This window comes from Amycolatopsis sp. QT-25, assembly GCF_029369745.1.
Lineage (GTDB): Bacteria > Actinomycetota > Actinomycetes > Mycobacteriales > Pseudonocardiaceae > Amycolatopsis.
The window spans coordinates 559,813-583,947 of record NZ_CP120210.1; the positions used below are offsets into that span (position 1 = coordinate 559,813).

A 24,135-nucleotide genomic window follows, 5' to 3' on the forward strand; every position below is an offset into this window, starting at 1 on the left:
TCACCTCGTGTTCTGTAGTGCCTCGGAAAGAGAGAGGGCCGCGCGGTCCCGCTCCGACATCAGCGCCACCGGCAGCGGCCACGAGATCGCCAGTTCCGGGTCGTCGTGGGCGATCGCGACGTCCTCGCTCGCGTCGTGGGCGCGGTCGATCCGGTAGGAGACGTCGGCGTACTCGGTGAGCGCCTGGAACCCGTGCGCGCAGCCTGCCGGGATGTACAGCGAGACCTGGGTCTCCCCGGACAGTTCGAACGTCTCCTTGCCGAGGTACGTCGGCGAATCCGGCCGCAGGTCGACGACGACGTCGAAGACGGCGCCCCACGAGCACCGGACCAGCTTCGCCTCGCCGAGACCCGAGCGCAGGTGCATCCCGCGCAGCACCCCCTCGCGGGACCGCGACACGCTGTCCTGGAGGAACCCGTTCGGGTCGATCCCCACCGACCGGACGACGTCGGCGTCGAACGTGCGGCTGAAGAAGCCGCGTTCGTCGGTGTGCGGGGTCGGCTCGAACAGGTACGCGCCCGCGATGGCGGGCACCGGGATCGCTTTCATCGGACTCCGATCGGCAGGAGGGCGGCCGACAATTCGACGAACTGCTCTTCCAGCAGTCGTGCCTGCGCCGCACCTCGTTTCGCGACGATCTCGGTCAGTTCGCCCGCCCGCGACTCGAGTTCGGCGAACCGGCGGACCAGCGCGTCGAAGTCGATGTCCTTGGCGGACAGGCAGAACTCCCCGAGCCCCATCGTGGTCATGAGGACGTCGTTCTTGCGGGCGTACCCGACGGACAACGTCGGTTTCGCCAGCTTCAGCGCGCACAGGATGTTGTGGTAGCGGGTGGCGACGACGATCTCGACCGCCGACATCGCCCGCAGCACATCGTCCAAAGTGGACGTTTCGGCGGCGGTGATCAGCGGTGACTCCAGTTCCCGCATGATCTCGTCGACGACCTGCGCGTCGGCCCGGTCGCCGATGAACAACCGCACCGGCCTGCCGTCGGCGATCAGCCGGGCGACGAACCGGGTCATCCCGTCCACATAGGACTCATAGATCTCGTCGGCGCGGGCCCTGTCCTCGTTCCCGCCGCGGTAGGCCATCACCCCGACCCCGACGGAGCGGGGCAGCACCGGTTCCGCCGGCGCGGAGAGGGCGAAGGCGAGATCGGGATGGACACGGTCGTTCGTGACGTCGACGCCCATCGTGCGCATCGCCTCCCGCGACAATTCGTCCCGGTAGGACCGGAACGTCGCCAGCCGCGCGGCCCGGCCGATGATCGACCGGGTGACCCGCCGGTCGCTCACGTTGGCACCGACGCAGACCAGCGCCACCTTGGTCCCGGCCAGCCGCCCGGACACCGACAGCAACAGCAAGGCATACGGGAAACCCCAAGGGCGCAAGGGAAGCGTGGACTCGAGGACACCCATCCCCGGCACGATCACCACGTCCTGGCGCCCCACCCACGCCGCCGTCCGGACGATGTCGACGAGCTTGCCGAAACCCTTCATGGCGATGGACACCGGTCCCGAAGCCGTCCGGTACTCACCCTGGTACCAGTTCAACGCGGTCGTCTCGAGGTCGTAGCGCGACGCGACGATTTCCGGACCGCCGCACATCACGCTGAGCGCGGCGTCCGGATGCTCCGTGCGCAGATACCCGAGAACCGCCTCGAAGGAACCGTCGTTGCCGAGGTTCCCTGATCCGAGGAGTCCGAACAGCCCGATTCTCACGGGCGAGCTCAAGGGACTCTTCCCTCCTGACCGGCGACGACCGACGCCACGCACACCTCTCGCGGACCGAGTTCGGCCTCGGCCTGCACCGGCATCCGGCCCATGGCCGGGTTCCCCGCCCGGTTCAGCGTCCATTGCCGCAGGTAGCGGAAACACTCGCGCTTCTCGGCGCCGGAGATCGGCGCGTGGCGGATCGCGTTGACGTAACCGAGGACGTACTCGCCGAGCAGCCGGATCATCGGGTGCCGCAGCTTGTCGGCGCGTTTCGGGTCCAGGTTGCTGGCGCGCTTGCGCACGGTCGGGTACTCGTGTTCGGAGCGGCCGGGGTGGTCGCGGCGGAAGTACAGCCAGTCCGGCACCTGGTGGAACGGGCCGTGCAGGGCCAGTTCCGAGATGATCGTGCGGTCCGCGTGGTGGTAGCTGTCCAGCGGCGCGACGCGGCGCAGCACCTCGGTGCGGATGACCGCGCCGTCGTCGTCCCCGCCGGGCGCGAACAGCGTGCTGCGGAAGCGTTCCGCGGCGTGCGGCGAAACCGTGTTGAGCGGGTACTCCAATGCCTGCGTGACGACGGCCTTCTCGTCGATCATCGCCGTCCACGAATGCGAAAGTACGAACTCGGGGTGCTCGTCGAGCGCCTCGATACAGCGTTCCAGCAGGTCCCGCGCGTAGAGGTCGTCGTCGGACGCCCATTTGAACAACTCGCCGCGGGCGACGTCGACACAGTAGTTGTGGTTGGGCGCGCAGCCGATGTTCACCGGCTGACGCACGTACCGTACGCGGGAATCCAGCTTCGCGTACTCACGGCTGATCTCTTCGGTGCGGTCCGTGGACGCGTTGTCCGAAATGATCAGCTCGAAGTTCTCGTAGCTCTGGCCGAGGAGTGCGTCCAGCGATTCGGCGAGGTAGTCCTCGCCGTTGTAGACCGGGAGCCCGATGCTCAGCCGAGGAGCGGTGCTCATGACGTCCTCATCTCTTCCTTCTCCGAAGTCAGGTGTTCCTGGAGAGCGGTGTGCAGCTGGAGCCACCACACCGCCGACCCGCTGGTGATCGCCAACGCGACCCCCCAAGCGGATCCGGACGCCCCGGCCAAGAAGGCGCCAATGAGCCCGAAGCCGACATAGCCGGCCGAGTTGATCAGCTGGGCGCGAAGGCTCCGTTTCGCAGCGCCGAGCGCACGCAGTCCGGCGGCCGCCCCGGTGTTGAATCCCGCCGCGGCGATACCGATGGTCACCGGGAGGATCAGTTCCGAAGCGGGATCCCAGACGTCGCCGAGCACGAACCGGCCGGCGTCGTCGGGTACCAGAAGCAGGGCGAGACCCCAGATCAGGGCCGCGACCGCCTGGCCCGCGCCGAGAACGGCGCAGAAGCGGCGAAGGCGATGCGGGGCCCGTTGGAGCACCCGCGCGCTTTCGGCCACCGTGACCAGGGAAAGTCCCATCAGAAGGGCGAAGAACGGGCCGAGCAGCAGTTCGGCGCCGCGCACCGCGCCGACGCTCGCCAGCCCGGCGATCGCGCCGAGCCCGTACATCCGCAGTTGCGTCGAGCCGCTGTTGCTGACGTTCTCGATCAGGTAGCGGGTGCCGAGGTCGCGGTGCCGGTTGAGCCACTCGAGCGTGCCACGCGGGTCCGGCCGGACCCCGGACTGCAAGCAGCCGTAGCCGGCGGCGACCGCCCCGGACAGCCCCCACGCCAGGATGAAGGCGACGACCGTGTCGAACCATCGGTGCGCGATGAACAGCGCGGGGATCAGCGCGATCCCCCAGACGACGTCGTTGACGAACGCCTTCTTCCCGTGCCCCGCCGCGAAGAACGTGAACCGCCAGGCGTCCTGAAGCAGCAAGGTGGGGATGACGATGCCGAGCGCGACGAACGCGCCGCCGATGGGGCCACCCACCACGAGACCGGCGACCACACTGACGGCACCGGCCACGACACCCGCGGAGAGCGCCGTCCCGGTCGCCCTGGCGGTCGCCGTCCGCCACGTCTCCGTGGGCACCCCGGAGAACCGGACCATCAGCGGATCCGTGGTCAGCCCGCGCGAAAGGTTGAGCACCACGCCGTAGCTGACCCAGGCGAGGCTGAACATGCCGAAGGCGAACGTGCCGAGTGAGCGCGCCACGAACAGCCCGACCACGAAGTTGGTGATACTGGAAACGGCCTGGTCGCCGAGGCCCCAGCTGAGCCGCCCGGCCATGGCCCGGACGGCTTGGGAACGCAGAAGTGAGCGCATAGGGCCTTCAATCCTTGAGCAATCCGGCGTCGTGCAGCGCCTTCGCGGCGGCGACGACGGAATCGAACGGCAGCCCGGACCGCTCGGCGACGTCGAGCAGGCTGTGCTCGCCGTCCGAGAGGTTGAGCACCCAGAGCATGGCCATCTGGGCTTGTTTGGCGTCGCTTCTCCCGCCGAGCGAGTCGTACAGCCCGCGTTTGCCGAGTTGCGGCTCGCCGTACGGGCTGAGGTTGACGTAGCTGCGGTTGCGGTCGAGGACGGCGAAGGTGTCCCGCAGGGTCCGAAGGGTTTCCTCCATGGCCGCCGTGGACACGAAATCGAGGTTGTCGGCCGAGGTGTGGTACTCGGGATAGCCCGCGTACGGCGTCCTCGTCAGCGATCCGACGCCCAGGTCGAAGCCGGGGGAGCAGAACTGGCGCTCGTCGTAGCCGTACGGCGAGAAGTCCACGATCCGGTGCGCGCGATCGGCGAGGACGTACGCGAGCACGCGGTCGATCTCGGCGTCGCCCCGGCGGCTTCGCTTGTATGTCAGCGATCCCGGGTCGCCCGCGCAAGCGAGCACGAGCCCGGCCTTGATCCGTTCGACGCGTTCGGTGTTGCGCGCGAGCCAGGTGATGGCGCCGATCGTGCCGGGCATGAACAGGAACCGGTACGTGTAGTGCGGGTTTTCCAGCGTCTGCGCGAAGGCGGCGGCGATCGCGATCCCGGCGACGTTGTCGTTCGCCAGCGACGGATGGCAGGTGTGGCAGGAGATGATCACCTCGTCGGCGACCTCGCCCGGCACGACGTGCTCGGCGTAGGTGAGGTGACCGTCGGCCAGCGTCGAGTCGATGTGCACCTCGTACTCGCCGTCCGGCATCGCGTCGAGGGTTTCCTGCGCCAGGCAGAAACCCCACGTCGGCGCGTAGTAGCTGGTCCGGTACGGCACCCACGACGGCCGGTCCGGCAGCGTGTGCAGATGTTCGCGCAGCTCGGCGAGCGGCATCTTCCGCGAGATCGGGACGCTGTAGCCGACGACGTGCAGGTTCGACTCACCGAAGTCGACCACGCGGCGGCCGGAGGCGTCCTTGATGTACGCGTCGCGGATGTTCCACTCCTGCGGCACGGTCCAGTCCAGCACCTGGGTGCCGGTGGGGACCTCGTGGATCTCCAGTGGGACGTGCTCGCCGACGATCTCCAGCGTGCGGCGGACGCCGTCGCCGGTGATGCTGCGGCACAGCGGATACAGGCGCTCGACCAGCCTTTCCAGGTCGGCGCCCGTCTCCAGGTCCCGGTGCGACATCAGCGACGCCGCAAGGTGTCGTCGAGTTCACCGGCGGCGGTGCGGTCCTGCAAGCGCGCCAGGCGGGTGAACAGGCGCCGGAAGCCGTGTTCGGTGAGGCCGTGGGTCCGGTAGGCCTCGATCAGTTCGAGCGCGCCGTCCTTGACCGACCAGTCGCAGTCGAAGCCGGGGACGGCCGCGCGGAACCGGGAGAAGTCGACCCGGTACGAGCGCGGGTCCGAGCCCGCCTCGCCGGTGATCCGCAGGGTGGAACCGGGAACGGCCTCGACGACCTCTTCGGCGATCTCGGCGACGGTCACGTTGTTGCGTTCGGTGCCGATGTTGAACGCCTTGCCGTGGACGGCCTCCTTCGGCGCCACCAGCGCCGCCGCGAACGCGCGCGCGATGTCCTTGGCGTGCACCAGCGGCCGCCACGGCGTGCCGTCGGAGAGCACCAGCACCTCGCCGGAGAGGTGGGCGTGCGCGGTCAGGTTGTTGAGCACGATGTCGCCACGCAGCCGCGGTGAGAACCCGAACGCGGTGGCGTTGCGCAGGTACACCGGGCTGAAGTCGCTGTCGGCGAGTTCCTGGACGTCGTCCTCGACCCGGACCTTCGACTCGGCGTACGGCGTGACGGGGCGCAGCGGCGCGTCCTCGTCGACCAGGCCGTCGCCGCCCGAGGCACCGTAGACCGAGCACGTCGAGGCGTAGAGATACCGCTTGACCCCGGCGTCCTTCGCCAGCTTGGCGAGCTCGACCGAGGCGTGGTGGTTGATGTCGTAGGTCAGATCCGGCGCCAGCGAACCGAGCGGGTCGTTGGACAGCGCGCCGAGGTGGATCACGGCGTCCATGCCCGCCACGTGCTCGGCCGTGACGTCACGAAGGTCGACCTCGAAACCTTCGGGATCTTCGGGTGCGGGGCCCAGCACGCAGGTGTCGTAGAGACCGGAGTCGAGGCCGATCACCTCGTGGCCTTCGGCGGCCAGCACCGGGGCCATCACCGTGCCCAGGTAACCCTTGTGCCCGGTCAGCAGCACACGCATGGCTTTCAGCCTTTCGGAGTGAGGTCGAGCGTCAGTTTCTTGAGATCGAAGGCCTCGGCGTAGCGCTGCCCGCATTCGATACCGCGAAGGCGGGCGAGGCCGAGGAAGGCTTCCCGGTCGTACCAGGGCCGGTGCCGCTGGGAGGCGTAATGCTCCTGCAGCAGGCGGACCTTCTCCTCGGCGACCTCGGCCGGCAGCGGGACGTACGCGGCGGGTTTGCCGAGGTCGCCGTCCCATTTGGCGATCTCGTACTCCAGCTGGAGATGGGTGCGGAACACCGTCGGCACCAGCTTCGCCAGGCCGCGGTGGTCCTGATGCGCGTCGGCCGTGCGCGGCGAGAGGACGAGGTCCGGATCCGTGCGGCGCCGCAGCTCCTCCAGCGCGTTCTTGGCCTCTTCCCAGTGCGCGGGGAACCGGCCGTCGGGCAGTTTGAGCACGGTGACCTCGACGTCGGCGCCCGGGCAGAAGGCCGCGAGCGCGGCCCGTTCCTCGGTCTCCCGTTCGGTGCCGCCGCCGGAAAGGACGAGCGCGTCCACCCGGACACCCGGATCGGCGGCGCAGATCGTCAGCAGGGTACCGCCCGCCCCGATGGCGATGTCGTCACAATGCGCGCCGAGCGCGACGAGCCGCTGGAGCCCGCCGGTGCCGAGTGCGATCACGCGATGCCCGCCGGCGCCGGTTCGTGTTCCCACAACGCCCACGGACGGTTTCCGTGCGCGTAGGCGTCGTCCAGCTGGACCCGCTCCTTGACGGTGTCCGTCGGCTTCCAGAACCCGCGATACGGGTACGCGAGCAGCTTCCCCCGTTTGGCGAGCTCGCCGCAGCCGTCGGCCACGAGGTCTCCGCCCTCGGGGATGTGGTCGAAGACCTCCTGGCGCAGCACGAAGTACCCGCCGTTCTCCCACAGCGGCATCTCGCTGACCGGGGTGAGCGCGTCGATCCGGCCGTTCTCGCCCATCTCGACGCAGTGGAACGACGACTGCGGCGGCACGACCATCATCGACGCGCCGGCGTCGGAGGCCGTGAACCGCTCGATCATCTCCGGCAGCGGCGCGTCGGTGAGGACGTCGGCGTAGTTGGCGAGGAACATCTCGTCCCCGTCGAGATGCGGGCGCACCCGGCGCAGCCGTTCGCCGATGGCCGATTCGAGACCGGTCTGCACGAAGGAGATCGACCAGTCCGAGATGTCGGTCGACAGCAGTTCCGCCTTGCCGCCCCGCAGGACGAAATCGTTGGAGGTGGTCTCCTGGTACTCGAGGAAGAACTCCTTGATGTGGTGCGCGCCGTAGCCGAGACAGAGAATGAACTCGGTGTGACCGAAATGCGCGTAATACCGCATCACGTGCCAGATCAGGGGTCTCGGCCCGACCATGGCCATCGGCTTGGGCACGTCGGACGCGTCACCGTTGCGCATCCGCATGCCGTAGCCGCCGCAGAAGAGGACAACCTTCACGACTTCACCTCGACGATTTCCAGGTGCGGGATGGGGAAGACCAGCTTTCCGCCCCACTCGTCCACATAGGACAACTGGGCGGTCAGTTCCTTCCGGAGGTTCCACGGAAGGACGAGCACGTAATCGGGCCGGTCGGCCTCGATGTGTTCCGGCGGGAGGATCGGGATCCGGGTGCCGGGGGTGAACCGGCCGTGTTTGTACGGATTGCGGTCGACGGTGTACCGCAGGACGTCCGGGCGGATGCCACAGTGGTTCAGCAACGTGTTGCCCTTGCCGGGGGCACCGTACCCGACGACGGTCTTGCCTTCGAGCGCCGCGTCGGTGAGGAACTTGTTCAGGTCGAGCCGGACCTTGGTGACCCGCTCGGAGAATTCGGTGTAACCGGACATTTCGTGCAGTCCCGCGGCCTTCTCGGCGTCGAGGACCTGGATCATCCGCTCGCTCGGCTCGCCGGCGACGGCGTCCGGACGCGCCCACAGCCGGATGGAACCGCCGTGCGTGGGCAGGAGCTCGACATCCACAACGGACAAACCGCCGCTGGCGAGCGCCCGGCGCGCGGATTCCACCGTGTAGTACTGGAAATGCTCGTGGTAGATGGTGTCGTACTGGTTCTCCTGGATCAGCGTCAGCAGATGCTGGACCTCGATGCTGACCCAGCCGTCATCGGCGACCAAGGCGCGCAGCCCGTGCGTGAAACCGACGATGTCCGGAATGTGCGCGTAAACGTTGTTCGCCACGACGAGGTCGGCCGGGCCGTGCTCCTCGCGGACGTCGCGTCCGCTTTCGAGGCCGAGGAAGGCGGTCTTCGTCGGCACCCCGGCGTCACGCGCGGCTTGGCCCACGTTCACCGAAGGTTCTACGCCCAGACAGCGAATCCGCTGCGCCACAACGTGCTTGAGCAGATAGCCGTCGTTGCTGGCGACCTCGACGACGAACGAGGACTCGTCGAGCCCGAGCCGCTCCACGGCGCCGTCGACGAACGTCTTGGCGTGTTCGACCCAGGAGGCGGAATACGACGAGAAGTACGCGTATTCGGTGAATGTCTCTTCCGGGGTGATCAGCGGCGGGATCTGGGCGAGCCGGCATTCGGTGCAGACCAGCAGGTGCAGGGGGTAGGTCGGTTCAGGCTCCCGCAACTGTTCCGCGGTCAGGAAACGTTCGCACGGCGGCGTCGCCCCTAGGTCGACGACACTGGCGAGATGGACCGAGCCGCAGAGTCGGCAGGTGGTCATCGAGAGGCTCCTTGGCTCGCGTCACGTATCCCAGACGTCGGCACCTCGGGTCGCCTCGTTACATGCCTTCGAGAGGTCTCGCCCTTCCGTCTCACAACCGAAACCTGCCGTCTCGGCCATCGGCGCAGACGCCTCCGCCATCCGGGCGCGGGCAACCGGGCGGCCGGAGCGCGACCGAGGGTGAGCACGATGTCCGCTGGGACCGGGTGGGTCGTGAGTGGCGTTTCGGGTGCCGACCCGAAACGCCACTCACGACCATCTGCGCCGACCGCGTTCCGTCACCTCGAAACGCGGGGCAGCAGGTCCGTGGCGCGCCTCACACCGTCAAGAAACCACCAACGCGAAATCCGCGTCCGTCGCCGACGTCTCCGGGTGACCGTCGGCGTTCACCTGCGTCGCCACCACCTCCACCGTCCACGTCCCCGCGGCAGGCTTGTCGAGGAGGACGTTCTCCACCGTGTCGACGGTGTTCGGCGAGCCGCCCGCGGTCGAGAAGTTGCCCGCCTTCAGCCCGTTGTTGCCGTAGTAGACCGTCCCGTTGGGTGCGGTGACCTTCAAGGTCAGGTCGTTGACCCTGGTGACCGACGCGCTCGGCGAGCCCGCCGGGTCGGTGTAGGCCAGCGTCGCCTTGAACTGCTTGGTGCCGTTCACCACGACCGGGTACTTCTTCGACTGCCCGGTGCCCAGCAGATCGGTCTCGTCGACCAGCACCGGCAGTTTCCACCCGTTCGCCTTGGCCTGTTCGTGCAGGTACCGCACGTTCGCGGTGCCCCAGCCCTGATGCGTCCTGGTCATGTCGTGCGCGGTGCCGCTGAACGCGAACTGGTCCGCCCCGTTGATCAGCAGCGCCTTCGCGGTCGCGGCGTGCGGGCGGCTCGTGAAGACGTCGCGGCCCTTGCCCGGACCGCCGTCGAACACGCCGTCGGCCCACATCTGGAACAGCAGGCCGGCGTTTCCGCAGGTGATCGGGGTCGCACCGCTCGTGCCGCCGAACGACGTCGTGTACGAGGTGTCGCTGCCGGAAGACGTCGTGTCGATCCGGTCGTAGTAGTTCGACAGTTCCGGTTTGATCCGGCCGTCGGCGGCGGGGCCGATGCTGGCCCCGCCGTTCCACTTGTCGTCGGTGCGGCCCAGCGTGTCGTAGTGGTACTGCCCGCCGACCGAGAGCACGTTCTTCGACCAGGCCTGCGGCCGCGACTGCTGGGTGCCCGCGTTGCTCTGCGACTGGCAGATCAGCAGGTCGTGGTCGAAAACTATCTTGTCGAGCTCCGCCGACACCGAGTTGTACGCCGTCGTCAGCCCGCCACCCCAGCTGTTGCTCTGGAACACCGCGCGGTACTTGCCGGCCGGGTCGACCAGTTCCTTGGTGTGGGCGTAGCGGTCCGGCTTGTCGTAGGTGGCGAAGATGCCTTGGCCCTCGGGCAGCAGTCCGCGCTGCGGTGCGCTCACCCCGGACGCGAAGATCTGACCGTACGTCGAAGTGCCGTGGCTGGTGCTGGTCGAGTTCGGGCCGTGCAGCACCGTCGGCCGGGCTTTGAACTCCTGATGGGTGACCCGCAGCCCGCCGTCCATCACCTCGCCGCGCACTCCCTGGCCGCGGTAGCCGCCGACACTCTCGACGAAGTTCGCGCCCCCGCTTTCCCTGGCGTTGGCCATGTCGGTTTCGGGGGCGGTGATCGCACCGACCGCGAGCACCTCGGCCCCCTGCGCCACGGCGGCGGCCTGACCGGCACCGAGGTTCGCGACGATGTGCTGTCCGCTCTGCGAGATCGCTTCGATGCCGCCGCCGAGCCGCAGGATCCGCTCGGCCACCACGCGCTGGTCCCGGGCGTCCGATTCGACCAGCGTCACCAGATGACCGCCTGTCGCGGCCGACGAGATCTCCATCTTGTCGGCAGGCCGGTATTCGCCGAGCCAGCGGACGAAATTCAAGTTCGCCACCGATTCGCGGCTCTCCGGCTTCAGCCGCACCACGTAGGCGAAATCGGGAATGTAGGTCCCGATTCGCACGCCGAGTGAGCGCAAACGCCCGCGCTGCGCGTCGGTCAGCGCGCTCCGGACCTGGAGCAGGTAGGCGCCTTTCCAGTCCTGGCTCGCGGCCGTTCGCTGGCTGAGCGGATCGAAGGTCCGGCTGGCCAGCCTGATGAACTGGGGGTCCTCGCCGTCGGGGGCGGCGACGGCCACCCCGCTGGTCAAAAGCATGGCGCCGACCAAGGGCGCGAGAAAGCGGACACACTTCGGCCGTGGCATGAAATACCTCCGGGGACTCTGCAGGGGAGAGAGTCTTTCGAAGGTACCGGCCGCAAACCGTCATGATCAGCCGCTGAACGGCTCAGTCGTTTTCCGGTATTACGCGAAATGGAGCATAAACGGTTGAAAAGTGAATCGGGAAAACTCGCCGATGGTCCCGCTGGACCGGGTCCGCCGCTCGGTCGGTGACACGCAGGCGGCGCGACGGACACCGGTCCGGTTCACTCCACCAGGGCGTCGGAGAGCTCGCGGATCGCGGCCGTCTCGGCGGTGTGGATGTCCCGGATCATCGTGCCCATCGTGCTGAACAGTTCGCGTTCCTCGGCTTCGGTGAACGGCGACTCGTCGTGGTGGTGCCCGCGCAGTTCCCACAGCTGCGCGCCGGCCGCCGCGGCGGCCTCCTGTCCCGCGTCGCCCTCGCGGACACCGGCCGAGACGGTGCTGATCAGCCCGCGCACCCAGGCGAACTCCGCGTTCGACGCGGGAACCGCGGTCTCGGCCAGTTCGGCCCAGCGTTCGGCGATCGCGCGCCAAGCCGGCGCCTGTTCGGCCAGCGCCGGGAGTTCGAGCAGACCGGCGGCCTCGATGAGCGCGTCGGCGAACAGCCCGCGCAGATGCCCGCCCTCCATCCCGGCCGGGGTGATGCTCTCCCAGACGGTGAACAGCGCCCCGACGAGCCCGCGCCGCTCGCCGAACGCGCGCGGCCACCCTTTGGGGTCGCGTTCGTCGGTCATCGCCTTCGCCCAGCGTCCCCAAGCGGGCAGCGAGAACGACTTCGACGGCGCCGAGAGGTTACGCACGCAGTCCGTCAGCCCGGCGCGCACGGCCGTCCGCCAGTCCTGGATCTCGCCGGGCCGGATCGTCGCCAGCAGGTTCTTGTACGAGCCGACCCGGCCGCGCGCGGCGTCGAACGTCTTCCGGTCGACCGTCAGCGGGGCGAGATTCCGGTCGTCGACGAGCACCCGGCCGTCCTCCTCGCCGTACGCGACGACGAAATGGCCGCCACCGCCGGACATCTCCGGCGGCAGGTGCCAGTAGCCGAGCGACTCGCGGTCGGGCAGGACGAGCACCGGCCGCCCCGCTTCGAGCTCGGCGGTGAGCCGGTTCGCGGCGGCGCGTTTGCCGCCGGTGGTGTGGAAGTCGGCGTCGAGCCCGAGCCGGTCCACGGTGGACTTGAGCCATTCGTGGGGGTACTGCCAGCGCGCGCGGAAACCGAACACGACCGTCGACCTCGTCTCGTGCGCGAAGTCCCACAGGAGGTAGCCGGCCCCGATCCCGCCGGACACGGCGAAGATCAGCGCTTCACCGGGCGCCTTCCCGTCCGGGCCTTCGACACCGTGCCGCGCCAGTACCGCGGCCACGGCCGACACGTCCGGTTGCAACCCATCGCGCACTGCGTACTCGCTCACCCCCGCCATCATGCCCGCTCCGGCCTCAGAAGTCCCTGATCAAAGAAACCCTGCCGCGCAAGGGATCCGCCACGTACACCGTTCGGGTGCGCTGGTCGATCGCGACCGCGCCGGGGTTCACGCCGAGGGACAGGTCACCGGTGAGCAGGTTCGTCACCCCGTCGATCCTGGCGATACCGTTCGGCCCTCCGTTGGAGTACACCGTGTTCGATCCTTCGTGGACCGCCACCGACGAAGACTCCGAGCGCAACAGCACGGTCGCCGTCTCCTCGCGTGTGTCAGGGTCCACGACGGACAGATGATGGATCGCCGAATTCGCGACGAACACCGTCCCGGACGCGTGGTGCACGGCGACCCCGGTCGGTGACTTGCCCACCGGGATCCCGCCGGCGAACTTCCCGGCGCCGATGTCGAAGACCTCCAGCGAGTCCGTGTCGGTGCTGGTGCAGTAGGCGAGCTTGCGTGCGCTGTCGACCGCCGTCGACGACAACCCCCGCGTGGGCCCGGGGACGAGGTTCAGCAGGCGGCAGCCGACGCCGTCGAGGACGGCGAGCGTCCCGGTGAGCGCGCTGACCGCGTAGATGCGGTTCGCCTGCTCGTCGAGGTCGACACTGGACGCTCCGGGACCGGCCGGCACCACGCTGACGACGTCGTTGGCCCGCCCGTCGATGACCAGGACGGTCCCGCCGGGCGGATTCGCGACGAAGATCCGGTTGGTCACCGTGTCCACGGCCAGCCCGGCGGGCTCGCCGCCGACCGGGATGACGTCGCCGATGGTGCCGCTGCGCGAATCGAGCACCACGATCGTGCCGGTGGACGGGTCCGAGAGGTACGCGAAGCCGGTGACGGAATTCACCGCGATCGCCTCCGGGGTGCCCCCGACCTCGACGACAAGTACTTTCTGTGCTCGGGCCGCCGGCGCGAGGACGAGGGTGGACGCGCCGGCCGCGGCCAGCGTGAACAGGGCTCGGCGGCTCAGTTCGGGTCTTCGCACCGGCGCCTCCCCATGATCGCTCCGGGGTCCGACGATAACTCGCGAACCAGGCACGTGAAGGAACTTCGCGTCCCCCGATCGCGTTGTTTCGATGAGCAAACCCCATCCTCGACGAAGAAAGGAGCGGGACGTCGTGCACAAACACCAGAACGGGCTGAAGACCGTCGTCCTGCTCGGTGTGCTGTCCGCGCTCATCATCGGGATCAGCGGTTTCTTCGGCCGGGGGGCGCTGATCGTCGGCCTGCTGGTGGCGCTCGCGATGAACGCGTACGCCTACTTCAACTCCGATGGCCTGGCGCTGCGGGCCATGCGCGCGCGACCGGTTTCGGAGGCCGAGCAGCCGGTGATGTACCGGATCGTGCGGGAGCTGGCGACCACGGCACGTCAGCCGATGCCGCGGCTCTACCTCAGCCCCACCCCGGCCCCGAACGCCTTCGCCACCGGCCGCAGCCCCCGGCACGCGGCGGTGTGCTGCACCACCGGCATCCTCGGCCTGCTCGACGAGCGCGAACTGCGGGCGGTGCTCGGGCACGAACTGTCCCACGTCTACAACCGGGACATCCTCATCTCCTGCGTCGCGGGCGCGCTGGCGGGCGTGCTCAGCGTGCTCGCCAACATCGCGATGTTCACGAGCGTCTTCGGCGGCGGCAACCGCGAAGACGGCGACAGCCCCCTGGTCGCGCTGCTCCTGGTGCTGATCGGGCCGATCGCGGCCGCCATCGTGAAGCTCGGGGTGAGCCGTTCGCGGGAATTCCAGGCCGACGCGTCGGGCGCGGAACTCACCGGTGACCCGCTCGGACTGGCTTCCGCGCTGCGGAAACTCGACAGGGGCACCCGGGCGGCACCGCTTGTCGCGGAGCCGAAGCTGGTGTCGCAGTCGCACCTCATGATCGCGAACCCGTTCCGGCCGGGCGAAGGCCTCTCGAAACTCTTTTCGACCCACCCGCCGATGGACGAGCGCATCCGTCGCCTCGAAGAGATGGCCCACCGCCCTACTGACCCACGCAATTAGTCACCTACTTGCGCCGGTCCCGCATCCCGCCCCCAAGGTGGCGGGACGACGTCGTCCCGTTCAGCCGGTAGCACCCTGAGTGCGCGCGACGTTCATCAGATATTCGCCGTAGCCGGACTTCGCCAGCTTCGCGCCGAGCGCGAAACACTGGTCCGCGTCGATGAAACCCATCCGCAGCGCGACCTCTTCGAGGCAGGCGATCCGGACCCCCGTCCGGTGCTCCAGGACCTGCACGAACTGGCCGGCCTCCAGCAGCGAGTCGTGCGTTCCGGTGTCGAGCCAGGCGAACCCGCGCCCGAGGTCGATCAGGGTCGCGCGATCCTGCCGCAGGTAGGCGAGGTTGACGTCCGTGATCTCGAGCTCACCGCGTGGGGAGGGCTTGAGGTCGCGGGCGATCTCGATCACCTGGTTGTCGTAGAAGTACAGGCCGGTGATGGCTTTGTTCGACTTCGGCGTCTCGGGTTTCTCCTCGATGGACAGGAGCTTGCCGTCGGCGTCGATCTCGCCGACGCCGTAACGCTGCGGATCCTTGACCGGATAGCCGAACAGCACGCACCCGTCGAGCGCGGTCACCGCGGCCTGAAGCCTGCTGGAGAACCCCTGGCCGTAGAAGATGTTGTCGCCGAGCACGAGCGCCACGTCGTCATCGCCGACGAAGTCCGCGCCGATGACGAACGCCTCGGCCAGCCCGTTGGGGGCGGCCTGTTCCGCGTAGCCGAAGCTGAGCCCGAACTGGCTGCCGTCGCCGAGCAACCGCCGGAAGTGCGGCAGGTCGACGGGGGTCGAGATGATCAGGATCTCGCGGATCCCGGCGAACATCAGCACCGAGATCGGGTAGTAGATCATCGGTTTGTCGTAGACCGGTAGCAGCTGTTTCGAGATCGCCTGGGTGATGGGATGCAGACGCGTCCCACTGCCCCCGGCCAGGACGATGCCCTTCATGCGATGCCCCCGCTTCGTAGCCGATCGCTCGAGGCTTCACCCTACCGGGCGGCTCAGACCGCCGGTCCCTTCGCGAAATACGCCTTGCAGCCGAAGTTGTACTCGGTGGAGATCTGCAGCACGTTCTTCCCGTCGTCGACCGGCAGCAGCGTCGAGCTGTAGTTGGGGCAGAAGTCGTCGTGGATGCCGGTGACGTGTATCGGCGCGGGCAGTTCGTACCAGTTCCCGGCGCCGAAGTCGTCGTTGACGAGCAGGACCTTGCCGTTCTTGTCCTGCGGGACACCGGCCGCGTCGGTGTAGATCTGCCCGACCATCACCAGCCGCACCCCGTTCGGGCCGCCGGGGAACAGCGTGATCGTCTGAGCGTGCTGGAAGTAGTTGCCGTTCGCGGTGGTGACCGGGGTGCCGGGGTCGAGTGGATCGCCCCAGTTGGCGCCGTCGGAGGAGATCTTGAAGTACGGGTCGCAGAAGCGGTCGCGGTAGTTGCAGATCTCGTAGGCCAGGTAGTACCGGCCGTCGGGGAGGCGCCGGATGATCGGCATCCCCGGCCGCACCCGATCGGGCGGGATGGCCATCGTGCGCTGCTTGGTGCCCCAGTTCACGCCGTCGGTGGAGGCCACCCGGTTCAGCACCTGCGCGAACTGCGGCGCCTCGGTCTCGTCGGCGAAGTGCAGCCACAGGGTGCCGCCCGCGTCGACGGTGAACTCCGGTTCCCAAAGGCCGTCGTAGTTGTGCGAGCGGGCGGCCTCGGAAAGGTAGGACCACGTGCGGCCGGAGTCGCGGCTGGACCAGATCTTGATGCCGATCCGCCGCTGCGGACCGGCGTCCTGCCGGTAGCTCGCGGCCCACAGCAAGGTGCCCGCGCGAAGCCTGCCGACCCGTTGCGGCAGCTCGTACAGCGTCCCGCAGCACAGGCCGCGGCGACCGTCCCGGTCGCGGACCTCGCCGATCTGGTGGAAGGTCTCGCCCTCGTCGGTGCTTTCCATGATGGGGGTGAACTTGCCGTTCGCGTCTTCGCTGGTCAGTGACGCCAGGATGCGGCCGCGGCCGAGGGAGGAGTGTTCGAGGCGGATGAGCCGCGGATACGAGCCGTAGCCGGGCACGAGCTGGTGCCGCTCAGCGGCCTGCGCGGGGGCGAAGAGGAACGCGATCACCGTGAGTGACAATGCGAAGGCGAGTGCGGTGCTGGAACAGCGCTTCATCGGGACCTTCCTCGAACGCGATCGCCGGATTACAACACGGGTAATCGTCCGTTCAAGACTCCGTCGAAAGCGTCGCGCCGGAAACCCACGTCCGAGTGTCTCGAATCGCTCGGCCGGGTGGCCCGGTAACGCTGGGCTATCGGCCGACGAAGATCGGATGGCGGGTCCGACCGGGGGGAATAAGTGATCAGACGCTGGGGCGTGGCGTTGAGCGCCGCGCTGTTGACCGTGGGGCTGCCGGCCTGCTCGCCGCCGAACCTGGGCCGCGTCGTCCCGCAGGCGGCCGCTCCGGAAGGACTGCGCACACCTTCGGCGACCCCGACTCCAACCCCGACCCCGCCGCCGACGTCCACCACGACCCCGCCGCCCGGACCGCAGCCGGAGGAGAAACACTCGGGGAAGGGGAACGCGTCGGTCCCCATGTCCTGGCCGATGCGCATCGGCTTCGTGACCTTCGCCTGTCCGAAGTGCTCCGGGCACGTCGCGGTCGGCACCGAGAACGAGCTGGTCGTCAACGACGTCGGCCCGTACAAGGGCACGCAGTGGATCAACGACATGCCCGACCACCAGGCGAAGACGTTCACCGTCAAGGCCAACGCCGCCTGGACGCTGACCATCACCGACGAACGCGGCTTGCCCGTGCTGGCGCCGGGCAAACCGCTCTCGGGCAAGCGCGACGCGGTCTTCTCCGTGCCGGACGCCGTCTCGTCGGTCGCCGTCACCACCAAGGGCAGCGGCAACACCGCGGTGTGGGTGCGCAGCGGCGACTACGCGGAGCTCCCCGTGAATCAGCTCGGCGACTACCAGGGGCGGGTGCCCGTGTCCGGTCCGGCCTTCGTGTCGCTGGAAGGCGACGGCACCTGGACGGTCACCGCGTCCTAGACAGGACGGAGGCCACCTCCGGGGCTTCCGAAGGTGGCTTTGCCGGTACCGCGATCAGCGGTAGTTCGTGAACTGCAGCGCGATCTCGAAGTCCTTGCCCTTCAGCAAGGCGATCACGTCCTGCAACTGGTCCTTCTTCTTGCCGGACACCCGCAACTGGTCGCCCTGGATCTGCGCCTGGACCCCCTTGGGGCCTTCGTCGCGGATGAACTTGGCGATCTGCTTCGCCTTGTCCGACGCGATCCCCTGCAGGATCTTGCCGCCGATCTTGTAGATCTTGCCGGACAACGCCGGTTCGTCCGCCTCGAAGGCCTTGAGGGAGATGCCGCGTTTGATCAGCTTCTCCTTGAAGACCTCGACCGCCGCCAGCGCCCGCTCCTCGGTCTCGGACTCGATCGTGATCGCTTCCTCACCGGACCAGTCGATCTTGGTCCCGGTACCCCGGAAGTCGAACCGCGTACCGAGCTCCTTGCCGGCCTGGTTCAGGGCGTTGTCCACCTCCTGGCGATCGACCTTGCTCACCACGTCGAAAGAGGGATCCGCCACGTGTTCTCACACCTCGTACTCGCTTGTCAGGAGCTTCCACCCTAGCCCTGCGGAACCCGGTTGACCGGCCCGCCACGGCATTGGGTATTCTTTCGTCTCGGCCGGGGTCACCCGGCCACGGCGAGTTGCCCGAGCGGCCAAAGGGATCTGACTGTAAATCAGACGGCACAGCCTTCGGGGGTTCGAATCCCTCACTCGCCACACCGGAAGCGGCCTCGTGACCAAGTCACGGGGCCGCTTCTGTCATGGCTGGCGGATTCGCGGGAGCGACGTAGTTAGTAACCAGTAAACTTAATTGGCCGTGGCTGACCGGATGGGTCTCCGCACGGACGTCTCCGCCAGGTTGAGCCCCGCGCTGGTGGACGCGGCGCTGGCGGGCGCGGGGCGTTGTCGGCTGAGGTACCGGGTGAGCCGCCCCGGATCGACGTGGCCGGCGCGGTACTCCTCGCACTCGGCACGCTCGGAGTTCTGCTGGTCATCGCCGAACCCGCGATCTGGTCGGCTCCGTGGCCGGCCGGTGGTCCTCTAGCCGGTTCCACCGCGGTCCTGGCGGTGTGGGCCGTCCTTGAACTGCGTACCGCGGTGCCGCTGGTGAACCTTCGGTTGCCCGGCCAGGGGCCCTCCTGCGCGCGAACGTGGCGATACTCGTGGCCGGTGCGGGGTTGCACCTGCAGTTCACCCGTTACGTGCGGACACCCGACGGTGCCCACTACGGATTCGCGCTTCCCGGCCTCGCCGCCGGAGCCGCCCTGATCCCGTTCTCGCTGCTCGGATTCGCCGCGGGAAAGGCGGTGCCGCGTCTCATCGCGCGTCACCGAGCGGTGGACGTACGCGACCTCGATCGTGATCGCCGCGGCCGGCGCCCTGCTTTCCGCAGGCGACCGGTCGCTCGTCCTTGTCCTGCTGGCGATCACCCTGCTCGGCTTCGCTGTGGGAGGGGTCTTCGCGGTGATGCCCAAGCTCGTTCTCGTCGGTGTGCCCCCGGACGAGACAGCGAGCGTGCTTTCGATCGACCAGATCACCCGCAGCATCGGGATGGCCGCGGGTAGCGCACTCGCCGGATTGCTGCTCGCCGCGACCACCCCGGACGGCGTGTTGACTCCCCACGCGAAACGGCTACCTCATCACGGCATTGTGGGCGTTGCTCCCACTCGCCGTCCGCGCGCTGACCATCGCCACGAGCAGATCTCCGCGAGCGGCCTGACCGTCAGCGCGGTGCGCGCTCCCAGACCGACACGTGCTTGGTGCTCTCGGCGGTGAGTTCCGAGCGATCCCAGTCCGCCCAGCGGTGCTTCAGGCGCATCCCGGCGATACGTGCCATGAGGTCCAGTTCGGCGGGCCAGACATACCGGAAGGGGATACGGCGGAACCGCCCCTGCCCGTCCGGTGACACGGTGACATGGTTCGACGTGAACTCCTGGGTGACCACGTCGTACTGGTCGAATCCGACATAGCCGGGTGCCAGGGCGAACGGGACGATGTCCTGCCCGGGTGGCAGGCGGCGCAGCTCCGGCAGGCCCACTTCGACGACGAACAACCCACCCGGCCGCAGATGGGCGGCCGCGTTGCGGAAGACGTCGACCTGCCCGTCCTGGGTGGTGACGTTGCCGATCGTGTTGAAGACCAGGTATGCCAACGAGAACTGACCGGCCACCCGCGTCTTCGTCATATCGCCGATCGTGACCTCGACGGCGTCGCCACCCGGTTTGTCCGCGATCCGCCCCGCCATCGCCCGGCTCAGTTCGATGCCGTGCACCGGCACGCCGCGGGCGGCCAGCGGGATCGCGATCCGCCCGGTCCCGACGGCGAACTCGAGCACCGGCCCGTCGGCCAGGTCTTCGAGGACGTCCACCGCGGAGGTCACCACTTCGGGCGCGTTCGCTCCACCCGGCGCGTCATAGCCTGCGGCGACACTCTCGGGGAACCAGCCGTCCGCCGGGTCGTCTTCCGTCTCCGTCTCACCGATCACGGTCGCCGACGCTACGCCGCGACCGTGCGCTTTTCATCCCGTTTTTCGTCACCGGCCGCGATCCCGCTTGTGCGGCCACGCCGGACGCCTGTTCGGTTCGGCCAGGTCCTCGAGGTAGGTGTACTCGCTGAAGTCGTCGTCCGTCGTGGGTGCTCTCCGGGCACGGCGAGGTGCGGCCGGTGCGGACTCGGCCTCGAGACGCGCGGCGACCTCGGCCAGCAGCGGCCACAGCTTCTCCTGTGCCCTGGGCACGAACAGCGCCTGCGCGATCGGGTGCTCGCAGCTCCCGGCGGCGACCTCCTCCCAGCTGAACTTGCCGTCCCGGACACAGTCCGCCGCCCGGGCCAGCCGCGGCGGGACGTCGGGCCGTTCCGCCGCGCGCCGGAACACCTCGGCCGTGAACGTCGACGCGTCGACCACCCCCGCCACCTCCGTCGCTCTCCCGCCGCCAAGCCGGGATACGACCCTACCGAGCGGTCGATGAGCAGCGGAATTCCCGCCGTACGACCCGGTGAAGCATCAGCTCGAGGCGGCCCGGTACCGCAGGAGCACGATTCCGGAAGCGAACGGCCGCTCCTCCACCAGCCGAAGCTTCGGGACCCCGGTGGGGCCCTCGAACAACCGGCGGCCTTCGCCGACCACGACGGGATAGACGAACAGCCGATACTCGTCGACGAGGCCCTCGGCGATGAGCGCCCACACCAGCGAGATGCTGCCGGTCGTCACGATGTCCCTGCCTTCGGCGGCCTTCAACCGCTCGATCTCCGAACGCAGCTCACCGGAGAGCACCGTGGTGTTCTCCCACTCCGGCTCCGTCAGCGTGCTCGAGAGCACGTACTTGCTCACCGAGTCGAGATAAGCCGAGATACCTGTCGTGTCCTCCGTTTGTTTCGGCCAGTACCCGCGCATGTCTTCGAAGGTGACGCGTCCGAGGAGTAACGCGTCGGCGTTCTCACGTTGTTCGCGGAGCGTGGCCAGCACATCCGACTGGTCGACGTCCGGATCGGTGTCGCCGGGACTGAACCAGTCACCCGCCAGTTCGACGACGCCGTCGATCGTGCTGTTCTCCGTCACGATCAGCTCTCGCATGAACCGGACCATACCGCCGGCCACCGACAAGAATGGACCGATGACCGAGCCGCCCGCCCACGGATCCGTCGTTCTCCGCGAGTTCACTAAAGCCGACGTCCGGCTCGCCCTCGAACTCGGCGAGACTCGCACATCCCGCTCATCCGGGGGCTCCCCGCGTGGCCGACCGGTCAGGAAGCCGAAGCGTGGGTGCGACGGCGGCAGGGCCCTCGCGCCGCGAACGAAACCGCCGTCGGCACGATCGGACTCTGGCCGCGCAAGCTGTCCGAAAGCATCGGGATCATGGTCTTCTCGATCTCGCCCGAGCGACGGCGGCGCGGTTCCGCGACCGACGCGCTGAAGGCGATCACCGAGTTCGCCTGGGCCGTCCCCGGCATCGAGCGGATCGAGCCGTGGAATCACGGCTCCGTTCGCGCGGCCGAGAAAGCGGGCTATCGGAACGAAGGACCGCTGCCCGCCCGGCACGAAATCGGCGGTGCCCTACGGGACATGCTCGGCTACGTCTCGCCGTGCACCGCGCGCCTCGACGAGTACCAGGCCTCACCCGCGGGTTCGCCCGCCATGTTCCAGCTCCAGGACACCTTCGGCGTGACACGCGCGTAGATGCCAGGGCCGAGGGCTCCCATCCGTTCGGCCGGATCGTCGGCCTCACCGTAGATCCGGACGCCGCGGGCGACGAACGGGTCGAGTAAGACCAGATCATCGATCAGCAAGGCGACTTTGCGGTGCCCTGCTTGGAGGTTGCGGAACTTCCGGGTCGCGAGGACCGACGCGCCACGCCGCCGACCCAGAAGTGCGTCCCGTCGAACTCGAACGCCAACGGGACGACGTCGGGCTGTTCACCGTCCTCGGACAGGGTCGCGAAGCGGGCCAAGGGTTGCGAGCGCAGGTATGCGATCTCCTCCTCTGTGAAAGCCATGGCGCCATCCTTCTCAAGCCGTCTGAACCTGCGCGTGATCGAGCATCAGCATGTCGGTGACGAAACAGACCGGTGTGCCGTCGGCCGCACGGCCAATCCAGGTCGGGTAGCTCCCGTCTCCCCAGCCGGTGGTGAAGGCGATGACGTTGCCGTCCGCACCCTCCGGGGTGACGTCGATGTACGGATCCACCTCCTCGAATTTCTCCAGGAGATCGTCGTCCATTTCCTCGGGGAGGGCCGTGGCATCGGCGAAACAGCCCGTGCCGCTGTCCACGCCGTAACCATAGAATTCCCCGTCTCCGAGGAAGAGCGCGTGCTGTCCCGCCCAGAGCGCGGTTTCCCAGGTGGCGACGGGAACGTCGGCGACGACGAGCTTCGCTGCCGCGACCCGTTCGTGCTCGGGTTCGTCGACGAACCGGAGCACGGACACCTCGACTCGGTACTCGCCAGGAGGCACGGTGACGGTGAAGTGCTCGGTGTCCGTGTCCAGGAAGGACGGGTCCGACGCGACCAGCCTGCCGCTGGGCATGCGGAGCTTTCCCGCGTCCCGAAGCTCGACCTCGACGAGGCCGTGGTCTCCCCTCAGCGAGAAGCGCGTGCCCGCGGTGAACATCTCGTCCATGCCGGAAGGGCGCAGCGGGACAGACGGCCGCCAGGGGCGTTCCTCGACGGGCAGCGGCGGATCGGTGTCGGGAGCGTCCGGGGTCCGAAGGGTCAGCGGCCCCGACTTCGCGAGTGGTTCCCAGTCGCCGAAGGCGGGCTTCGGCATCGTCAGCTCCGATACCTGCTTGGTCACCTGGCCACTGCTCGAACCGCCGCCGTAACCCTGGGGTGCTTGATGCATCCAGCCCTTGCCGTCCGGGCCGAAGGACATCTCCGTGCGGCCGGCGCTTTTCTTGTCGAACTCCTCCTGGTCGTCGAACCGGTAGGTCCACTGCTCGACCTTCATGAGGAACAGCGCGCTGTCTTCCAGCACGCGGAACTCGAAGAAACCCCGGCGTCTGCCCAGCTCGTCGAACTGCACCGAGCGGGCGTAGCAGTGCTTCCAAGCGATTTCGAGTAGTACCAGTGGCACCTCGGTGCCGGGACGCACCAGCGCGACGGCGTATTGCTCTCCGGCGGCGTCGCGTTTCCGCGCGGTGCCGGGCGAGAGCCTCCCGATCAACGCGCGGGCGGCCGGATCCCAGCCTTCGCAGTAGACGACGTCCAGCAAAGTCCCCTCAGACATGCAGCGAAACCTAGCGGGTATCCCCGACAAAACTCACGCTTTCTCGCGGATCGCGTAGTCACCGAAGGCCGGCTCCAACAGTTCGAAAGCCCGCTGGGTCGCCTTCGTGAGCGTCTTCGCGATCTCCTCGTTGCTTTCGCCGGCGTGTGAGCGCCGCAGAACCTCCCGGAAGAGCACGCGGTCGATCGCGTTGAGCTCGGCGGCCGCCATGATCGGGGTGACGTCGTTCGCGTCGGCTCCGGTCTCGGTCGCGAGCAGTTCGGCGAGTGCCGCTTCCCGCAGTTCGTGCAGTTCACGCAGCCGCGCGGTCAGGGTCGGGCTCTCCAGGACCATTTTCGCGAAGACCGGCCCGGTGAAGCCGATCACGGGCGAGTGTTCCGCCACCGCGTCCAGGAAGGTTCGCCGTAGCGCGGCCAGGGCCGACTCGCCCGCTTTCCGCTCGCGGACGGCGTTCGCCAGCCCGACCGTGAACTCCTCGTGCTGGTCGAGCGCCAAGTCCTCCTTGCGCGCGAAGTAGTTGGTGACGGTCTTCTTGGCGACTCTCGCCGCCGCGGCGATCTCGGCGATCGTCGTCTCCTCGAAGCCCTTCTCGATGAAGAGGAGCGTCGCCTGGTCGGAGATCAGCTGCCGCGTCTCCTGCTTCTTGAGCTCTCGCAAACCCACATCCATGCTGGTCATGGGCGAAGTTTACCACCGTCGTAAAAATATCCTTGACTTCCGGTAGTCCGAATGTAAACTTACGTCCGTACTACC

At 68.2% G+C, this 24,135-nt stretch carries 25 protein-coding genes and 1 tRNA gene; 5 read left to right on the forward strand and 21 right to left on the reverse strand.

The genetic code is table 11. The features are described 5' to 3' along the window. From P3102_RS02775 to P3102_RS02830, 12 genes are all read right to left on the reverse strand, one after another. A complete protein-coding gene (locus P3102_RS02775) occupies window positions 1-549 on the reverse strand; it encodes a dTDP-4-dehydrorhamnose 3,5-epimerase family protein (RefSeq protein WP_276366270.1) in 549 nt (182 codons plus the stop codon). Next, on the reverse strand, window positions 546-1,733 hold the full coding sequence (locus P3102_RS02780) for a polysaccharide pyruvyl transferase family protein (RefSeq protein ID WP_276366272.1): 1,188 nt from the start codon (window positions 1,731-1,733) through the stop codon (window positions 546-548). Before P3102_RS02780 ends, P3102_RS02775 begins: the two co-directional genes overlap by 4 nt. Continuing rightward, window positions 1,730-2,680, reverse strand: coding sequence for a glycosyltransferase family 2 protein (locus tag P3102_RS02785; protein ID WP_276366273.1), 951 nt, complete (start codon window positions 2,678-2,680; stop codon window positions 1,730-1,732). The genes P3102_RS02780 and P3102_RS02785 overlap by 4 nt, the downstream gene beginning before the upstream one ends. Next, the gene (locus tag P3102_RS02790; RefSeq protein ID WP_276366275.1) at window positions 2,677-3,951 is read right to left on the reverse strand and encodes a hypothetical protein; all 1,275 of its coding nucleotides are present in this window, start codon (window positions 3,949-3,951) and stop codon (window positions 2,677-2,679) included. Before P3102_RS02790 ends, P3102_RS02785 begins: the two co-directional genes overlap by 4 nt. A gap of 7 nt (window positions 3,952-3,958) precedes the next feature. Further along, entirely contained in the window at window positions 3,959-5,233 is a 1,275-nt protein-coding gene (locus tag P3102_RS02795) for a DUF4910 domain-containing protein (RefSeq protein ID WP_276366276.1), read from the reverse strand. Further along, window positions 5,233-6,255, reverse strand: a complete 1,023-nt coding sequence (locus tag P3102_RS02800) for an SDR family oxidoreductase (protein ID WP_276366277.1) — start codon at window positions 6,253-6,255, stop codon at window positions 5,233-5,235. The genes P3102_RS02795 and P3102_RS02800 overlap by 1 nt, the downstream gene beginning before the upstream one ends. Before the next feature lie 5 nt (window positions 6,256-6,260). After that, the gene (locus tag P3102_RS02805) at window positions 6,261-6,914 is read right to left on the reverse strand and encodes a PIG-L deacetylase family protein (protein ID WP_276371601.1); all 654 of its coding nucleotides are present in this window, start codon (window positions 6,912-6,914) and stop codon (window positions 6,261-6,263) included. Further along, entirely contained in the window at window positions 6,911-7,708 is a 798-nt protein-coding gene (locus P3102_RS02810) for a sugar phosphate nucleotidyltransferase (protein WP_276366279.1), read from the reverse strand. The genes P3102_RS02805 and P3102_RS02810 overlap by 4 nt, the downstream gene beginning before the upstream one ends. Then, window positions 7,705-8,940, reverse strand: a complete 1,236-nt coding sequence (locus P3102_RS02815) for a class I SAM-dependent methyltransferase (protein ID WP_276366280.1) — start codon at window positions 8,938-8,940, stop codon at window positions 7,705-7,707. Before P3102_RS02815 ends, P3102_RS02810 begins: the two co-directional genes overlap by 4 nt. A gap of 324 nt (window positions 8,941-9,264) precedes the next feature. Then, a complete protein-coding gene (locus P3102_RS02820) occupies window positions 9,265-11,190 on the reverse strand; it encodes a S8 family serine peptidase (protein WP_276366282.1) in 1,926 nt (641 codons plus the stop codon). 221 nt (window positions 11,191-11,411) lie between these two features. Then, on the reverse strand, window positions 11,412-12,599 hold the full coding sequence (locus P3102_RS02825) for a BtrH N-terminal domain-containing protein (RefSeq protein WP_276366284.1): 1,188 nt from the start codon (window positions 12,597-12,599) through the stop codon (window positions 11,412-11,414). A 25-nt stretch (window positions 12,600-12,624) separates the two neighbouring features. Then, window positions 12,625-13,593, reverse strand: a complete 969-nt coding sequence (locus tag P3102_RS02830; protein WP_276366285.1) for a YncE family protein — start codon at window positions 13,591-13,593, stop codon at window positions 12,625-12,627. A 133-nt stretch (window positions 13,594-13,726) separates the two neighbouring features. On the opposite strand from P3102_RS02830, the gene htpX reads away from it, so the two are divergent. Further along, entirely contained in the window at window positions 13,727-14,605 is an 879-nt protein-coding gene (gene htpX, locus P3102_RS02835; RefSeq protein WP_276366287.1) for a zinc metalloprotease HtpX, read from the forward strand. Window positions 14,606-14,665: 60 nt separating this feature from the next. Here htpX and rfbA read toward each other — a convergent pair whose 3' ends face one another. Both rfbA and P3102_RS02845 read right to left on the reverse strand, forming a co-directional pair. Then, window positions 14,666-15,547 (reverse strand): glucose-1-phosphate thymidylyltransferase RfbA, encoded by an 882-nt coding sequence (gene rfbA, locus P3102_RS02840; RefSeq protein ID WP_276366288.1) that lies wholly within the window; start codon window positions 15,545-15,547, stop codon window positions 14,666-14,668. A 53-nt stretch (window positions 15,548-15,600) separates the two neighbouring features. Beyond that, window positions 15,601-16,749, reverse strand: a complete 1,149-nt coding sequence (locus P3102_RS02845; protein WP_276366290.1) for a sialidase family protein — start codon at window positions 16,747-16,749, stop codon at window positions 15,601-15,603. 183 nt (window positions 16,750-16,932) lie between these two features. On the opposite strand from P3102_RS02845, the gene P3102_RS02850 reads away from it, so the two are divergent. Then, window positions 16,933-17,631, forward strand: coding sequence for a hypothetical protein (locus P3102_RS02850; protein WP_276366291.1), 699 nt, complete (start codon window positions 16,933-16,935; stop codon window positions 17,629-17,631). A gap of 54 nt (window positions 17,632-17,685) precedes the next feature. Here the strand turns inward: P3102_RS02850 and P3102_RS02855 are convergent, their stop codons facing one another. After that, window positions 17,686-18,177: a YajQ family cyclic di-GMP-binding protein gene (locus tag P3102_RS02855; RefSeq protein ID WP_276366293.1), complete on the reverse strand. Its 492-nt coding sequence runs from the start codon at window positions 18,175-18,177 to the stop codon at window positions 17,686-17,688. Between the two features lie 119 nt (window positions 18,178-18,296). Between P3102_RS02855 and P3102_RS02860 the strand changes: the two genes are divergently transcribed. Beyond that, window positions 18,297-18,378, forward strand: a tRNA-Tyr gene (locus P3102_RS02860). 642 nt (window positions 18,379-19,020) lie between these two features. Further along, window positions 19,021-19,437, forward strand: coding sequence for a hypothetical protein (locus tag P3102_RS02865; RefSeq protein WP_276366294.1), 417 nt, complete (start codon window positions 19,021-19,023; stop codon window positions 19,435-19,437). Here the strand turns inward: P3102_RS02865 and P3102_RS02870 are convergent. From P3102_RS02870 to P3102_RS02880, 3 genes are all read right to left on the reverse strand, one after another. Then, window positions 19,385-20,146, reverse strand: a complete 762-nt coding sequence (locus P3102_RS02870; RefSeq protein ID WP_276366296.1) for a class I SAM-dependent methyltransferase — start codon at window positions 20,144-20,146, stop codon at window positions 19,385-19,387. The genes P3102_RS02865 and P3102_RS02870 overlap by 53 nt on opposite strands. A 48-nt stretch (window positions 20,147-20,194) precedes the next feature. After that, a complete protein-coding gene (locus P3102_RS02875; RefSeq protein WP_276366297.1) occupies window positions 20,195-20,566 on the reverse strand; it encodes a hypothetical protein in 372 nt (123 codons plus the stop codon). A gap of 99 nt (window positions 20,567-20,665) precedes the next feature. After that, complete coding sequence (locus P3102_RS02880; RefSeq protein ID WP_276366299.1) at window positions 20,666-21,235, reverse strand: dihydrofolate reductase family protein; 570 nt, start codon at window positions 21,233-21,235, stop codon at window positions 20,666-20,668. Window positions 21,236-21,424: 189 nt separating this feature from the next. Here P3102_RS02880 and P3102_RS02885 point away from each other — a divergent pair, with 189 nt between their 5' ends. Next, a complete protein-coding gene (locus tag P3102_RS02885) occupies window positions 21,425-21,838 on the forward strand; it encodes a GNAT family protein (protein WP_276366300.1) in 414 nt (137 codons plus the stop codon). A 103-nt stretch (window positions 21,839-21,941) separates the two neighbouring features. Here P3102_RS02885 and P3102_RS02890 read toward each other — a convergent pair whose 3' ends face one another. Genes P3102_RS02890 through P3102_RS02900 form a run of 3 tightly spaced genes read right to left on the reverse strand, consistent with a single transcriptional unit; the run spans window position 21,942 to window position 24,060 of the window. Beyond that, entirely contained in the window at window positions 21,942-22,154 is a 213-nt protein-coding gene (locus P3102_RS02890) for a hypothetical protein (RefSeq protein WP_276366302.1), read from the reverse strand. Between the two features lie 13 nt (window positions 22,155-22,167). Continuing rightward, the gene (locus P3102_RS02895) at window positions 22,168-23,382 is read right to left on the reverse strand and encodes a DUF4241 domain-containing protein (RefSeq protein WP_276366304.1); all 1,215 of its coding nucleotides are present in this window, start codon (window positions 23,380-23,382) and stop codon (window positions 22,168-22,170) included. Between the two features lie 33 nt (window positions 23,383-23,415). Beyond that, window positions 23,416-24,060: a TetR family transcriptional regulator gene (locus P3102_RS02900; RefSeq protein WP_276366305.1), complete on the reverse strand. Its 645-nt coding sequence runs from the start codon at window positions 24,058-24,060 to the stop codon at window positions 23,416-23,418. Window positions 24,061-24,135: the final 75 nt, after the last annotated feature.

Excerpts from the sequence above, each read along its gene's own strand:
- P3102_RS02775 (WP_276366270.1), bottom strand. The coding sequence starts at position 549 with ATGAAAGCGATCCCGGTGCCCGCCATCGCGGGCGCGTACCTGTTCGAG.
- P3102_RS02785 (WP_276366273.1), bottom strand. The coding sequence starts at position 2,680 with ATGAGCACCGCTCCTCGGCTGAGCATCGGGCTCCCGGTCTACAACGGC.
- P3102_RS02790 (WP_276366275.1), bottom strand. The coding sequence starts at position 3,951 with ATGCGCTCACTTCTGCGTTCCCAAGCCGTCCGGGCCATGGCCGGGCGG.
- P3102_RS02795 (WP_276366276.1), bottom strand. The coding sequence starts at position 5,233 with ATGTCGCACCGGGACCTGGAGACGGGCGCCGACCTGGAAAGGCTGGTC.
- P3102_RS02800 (WP_276366277.1), bottom strand. The coding sequence starts at position 6,255 with ATGCGTGTGCTGCTGACCGGGCACAAGGGTTACCTGGGCACGGTGATG.
- P3102_RS02815 (WP_276366280.1), bottom strand. The coding sequence starts at position 8,940 with ATGACCACCTGCCGACTCTGCGGCTCGGTCCATCTCGCCAGTGTCGTC.
- P3102_RS02820 (WP_276366282.1), bottom strand. The coding sequence starts at position 11,190 with ATGCCACGGCCGAAGTGTGTCCGCTTTCTCGCGCCCTTGGTCGGCGCC.
- rfbA (WP_276366288.1), bottom strand. The coding sequence starts at position 15,547 with ATGAAGGGCATCGTCCTGGCCGGGGGCAGTGGGACGCGTCTGCATCCC.
- P3102_RS02845 (WP_276366290.1), bottom strand. The coding sequence starts at position 16,749 with ATGAAGCGCTGTTCCAGCACCGCACTCGCCTTCGCATTGTCACTCACG.
- P3102_RS02880 (WP_276366299.1), bottom strand. The coding sequence starts at position 21,235 with ATGCGAGAGCTGATCGTGACGGAGAACAGCACGATCGACGGCGTCGTC.
- P3102_RS02890 (WP_276366302.1), bottom strand. The coding sequence starts at position 22,154 with ATGGCTTTCACAGAGGAGGAGATCGCATACCTGCGCTCGCAACCCTTG.
- P3102_RS02895 (WP_276366304.1), bottom strand. The coding sequence starts at position 23,382 with ATGTCTGAGGGGACTTTGCTGGACGTCGTCTACTGCGAAGGCTGGGAT.
- P3102_RS02900 (WP_276366305.1), bottom strand. The coding sequence starts at position 24,060 with ATGACCAGCATGGATGTGGGTTTGCGAGAGCTCAAGAAGCAGGAGACG.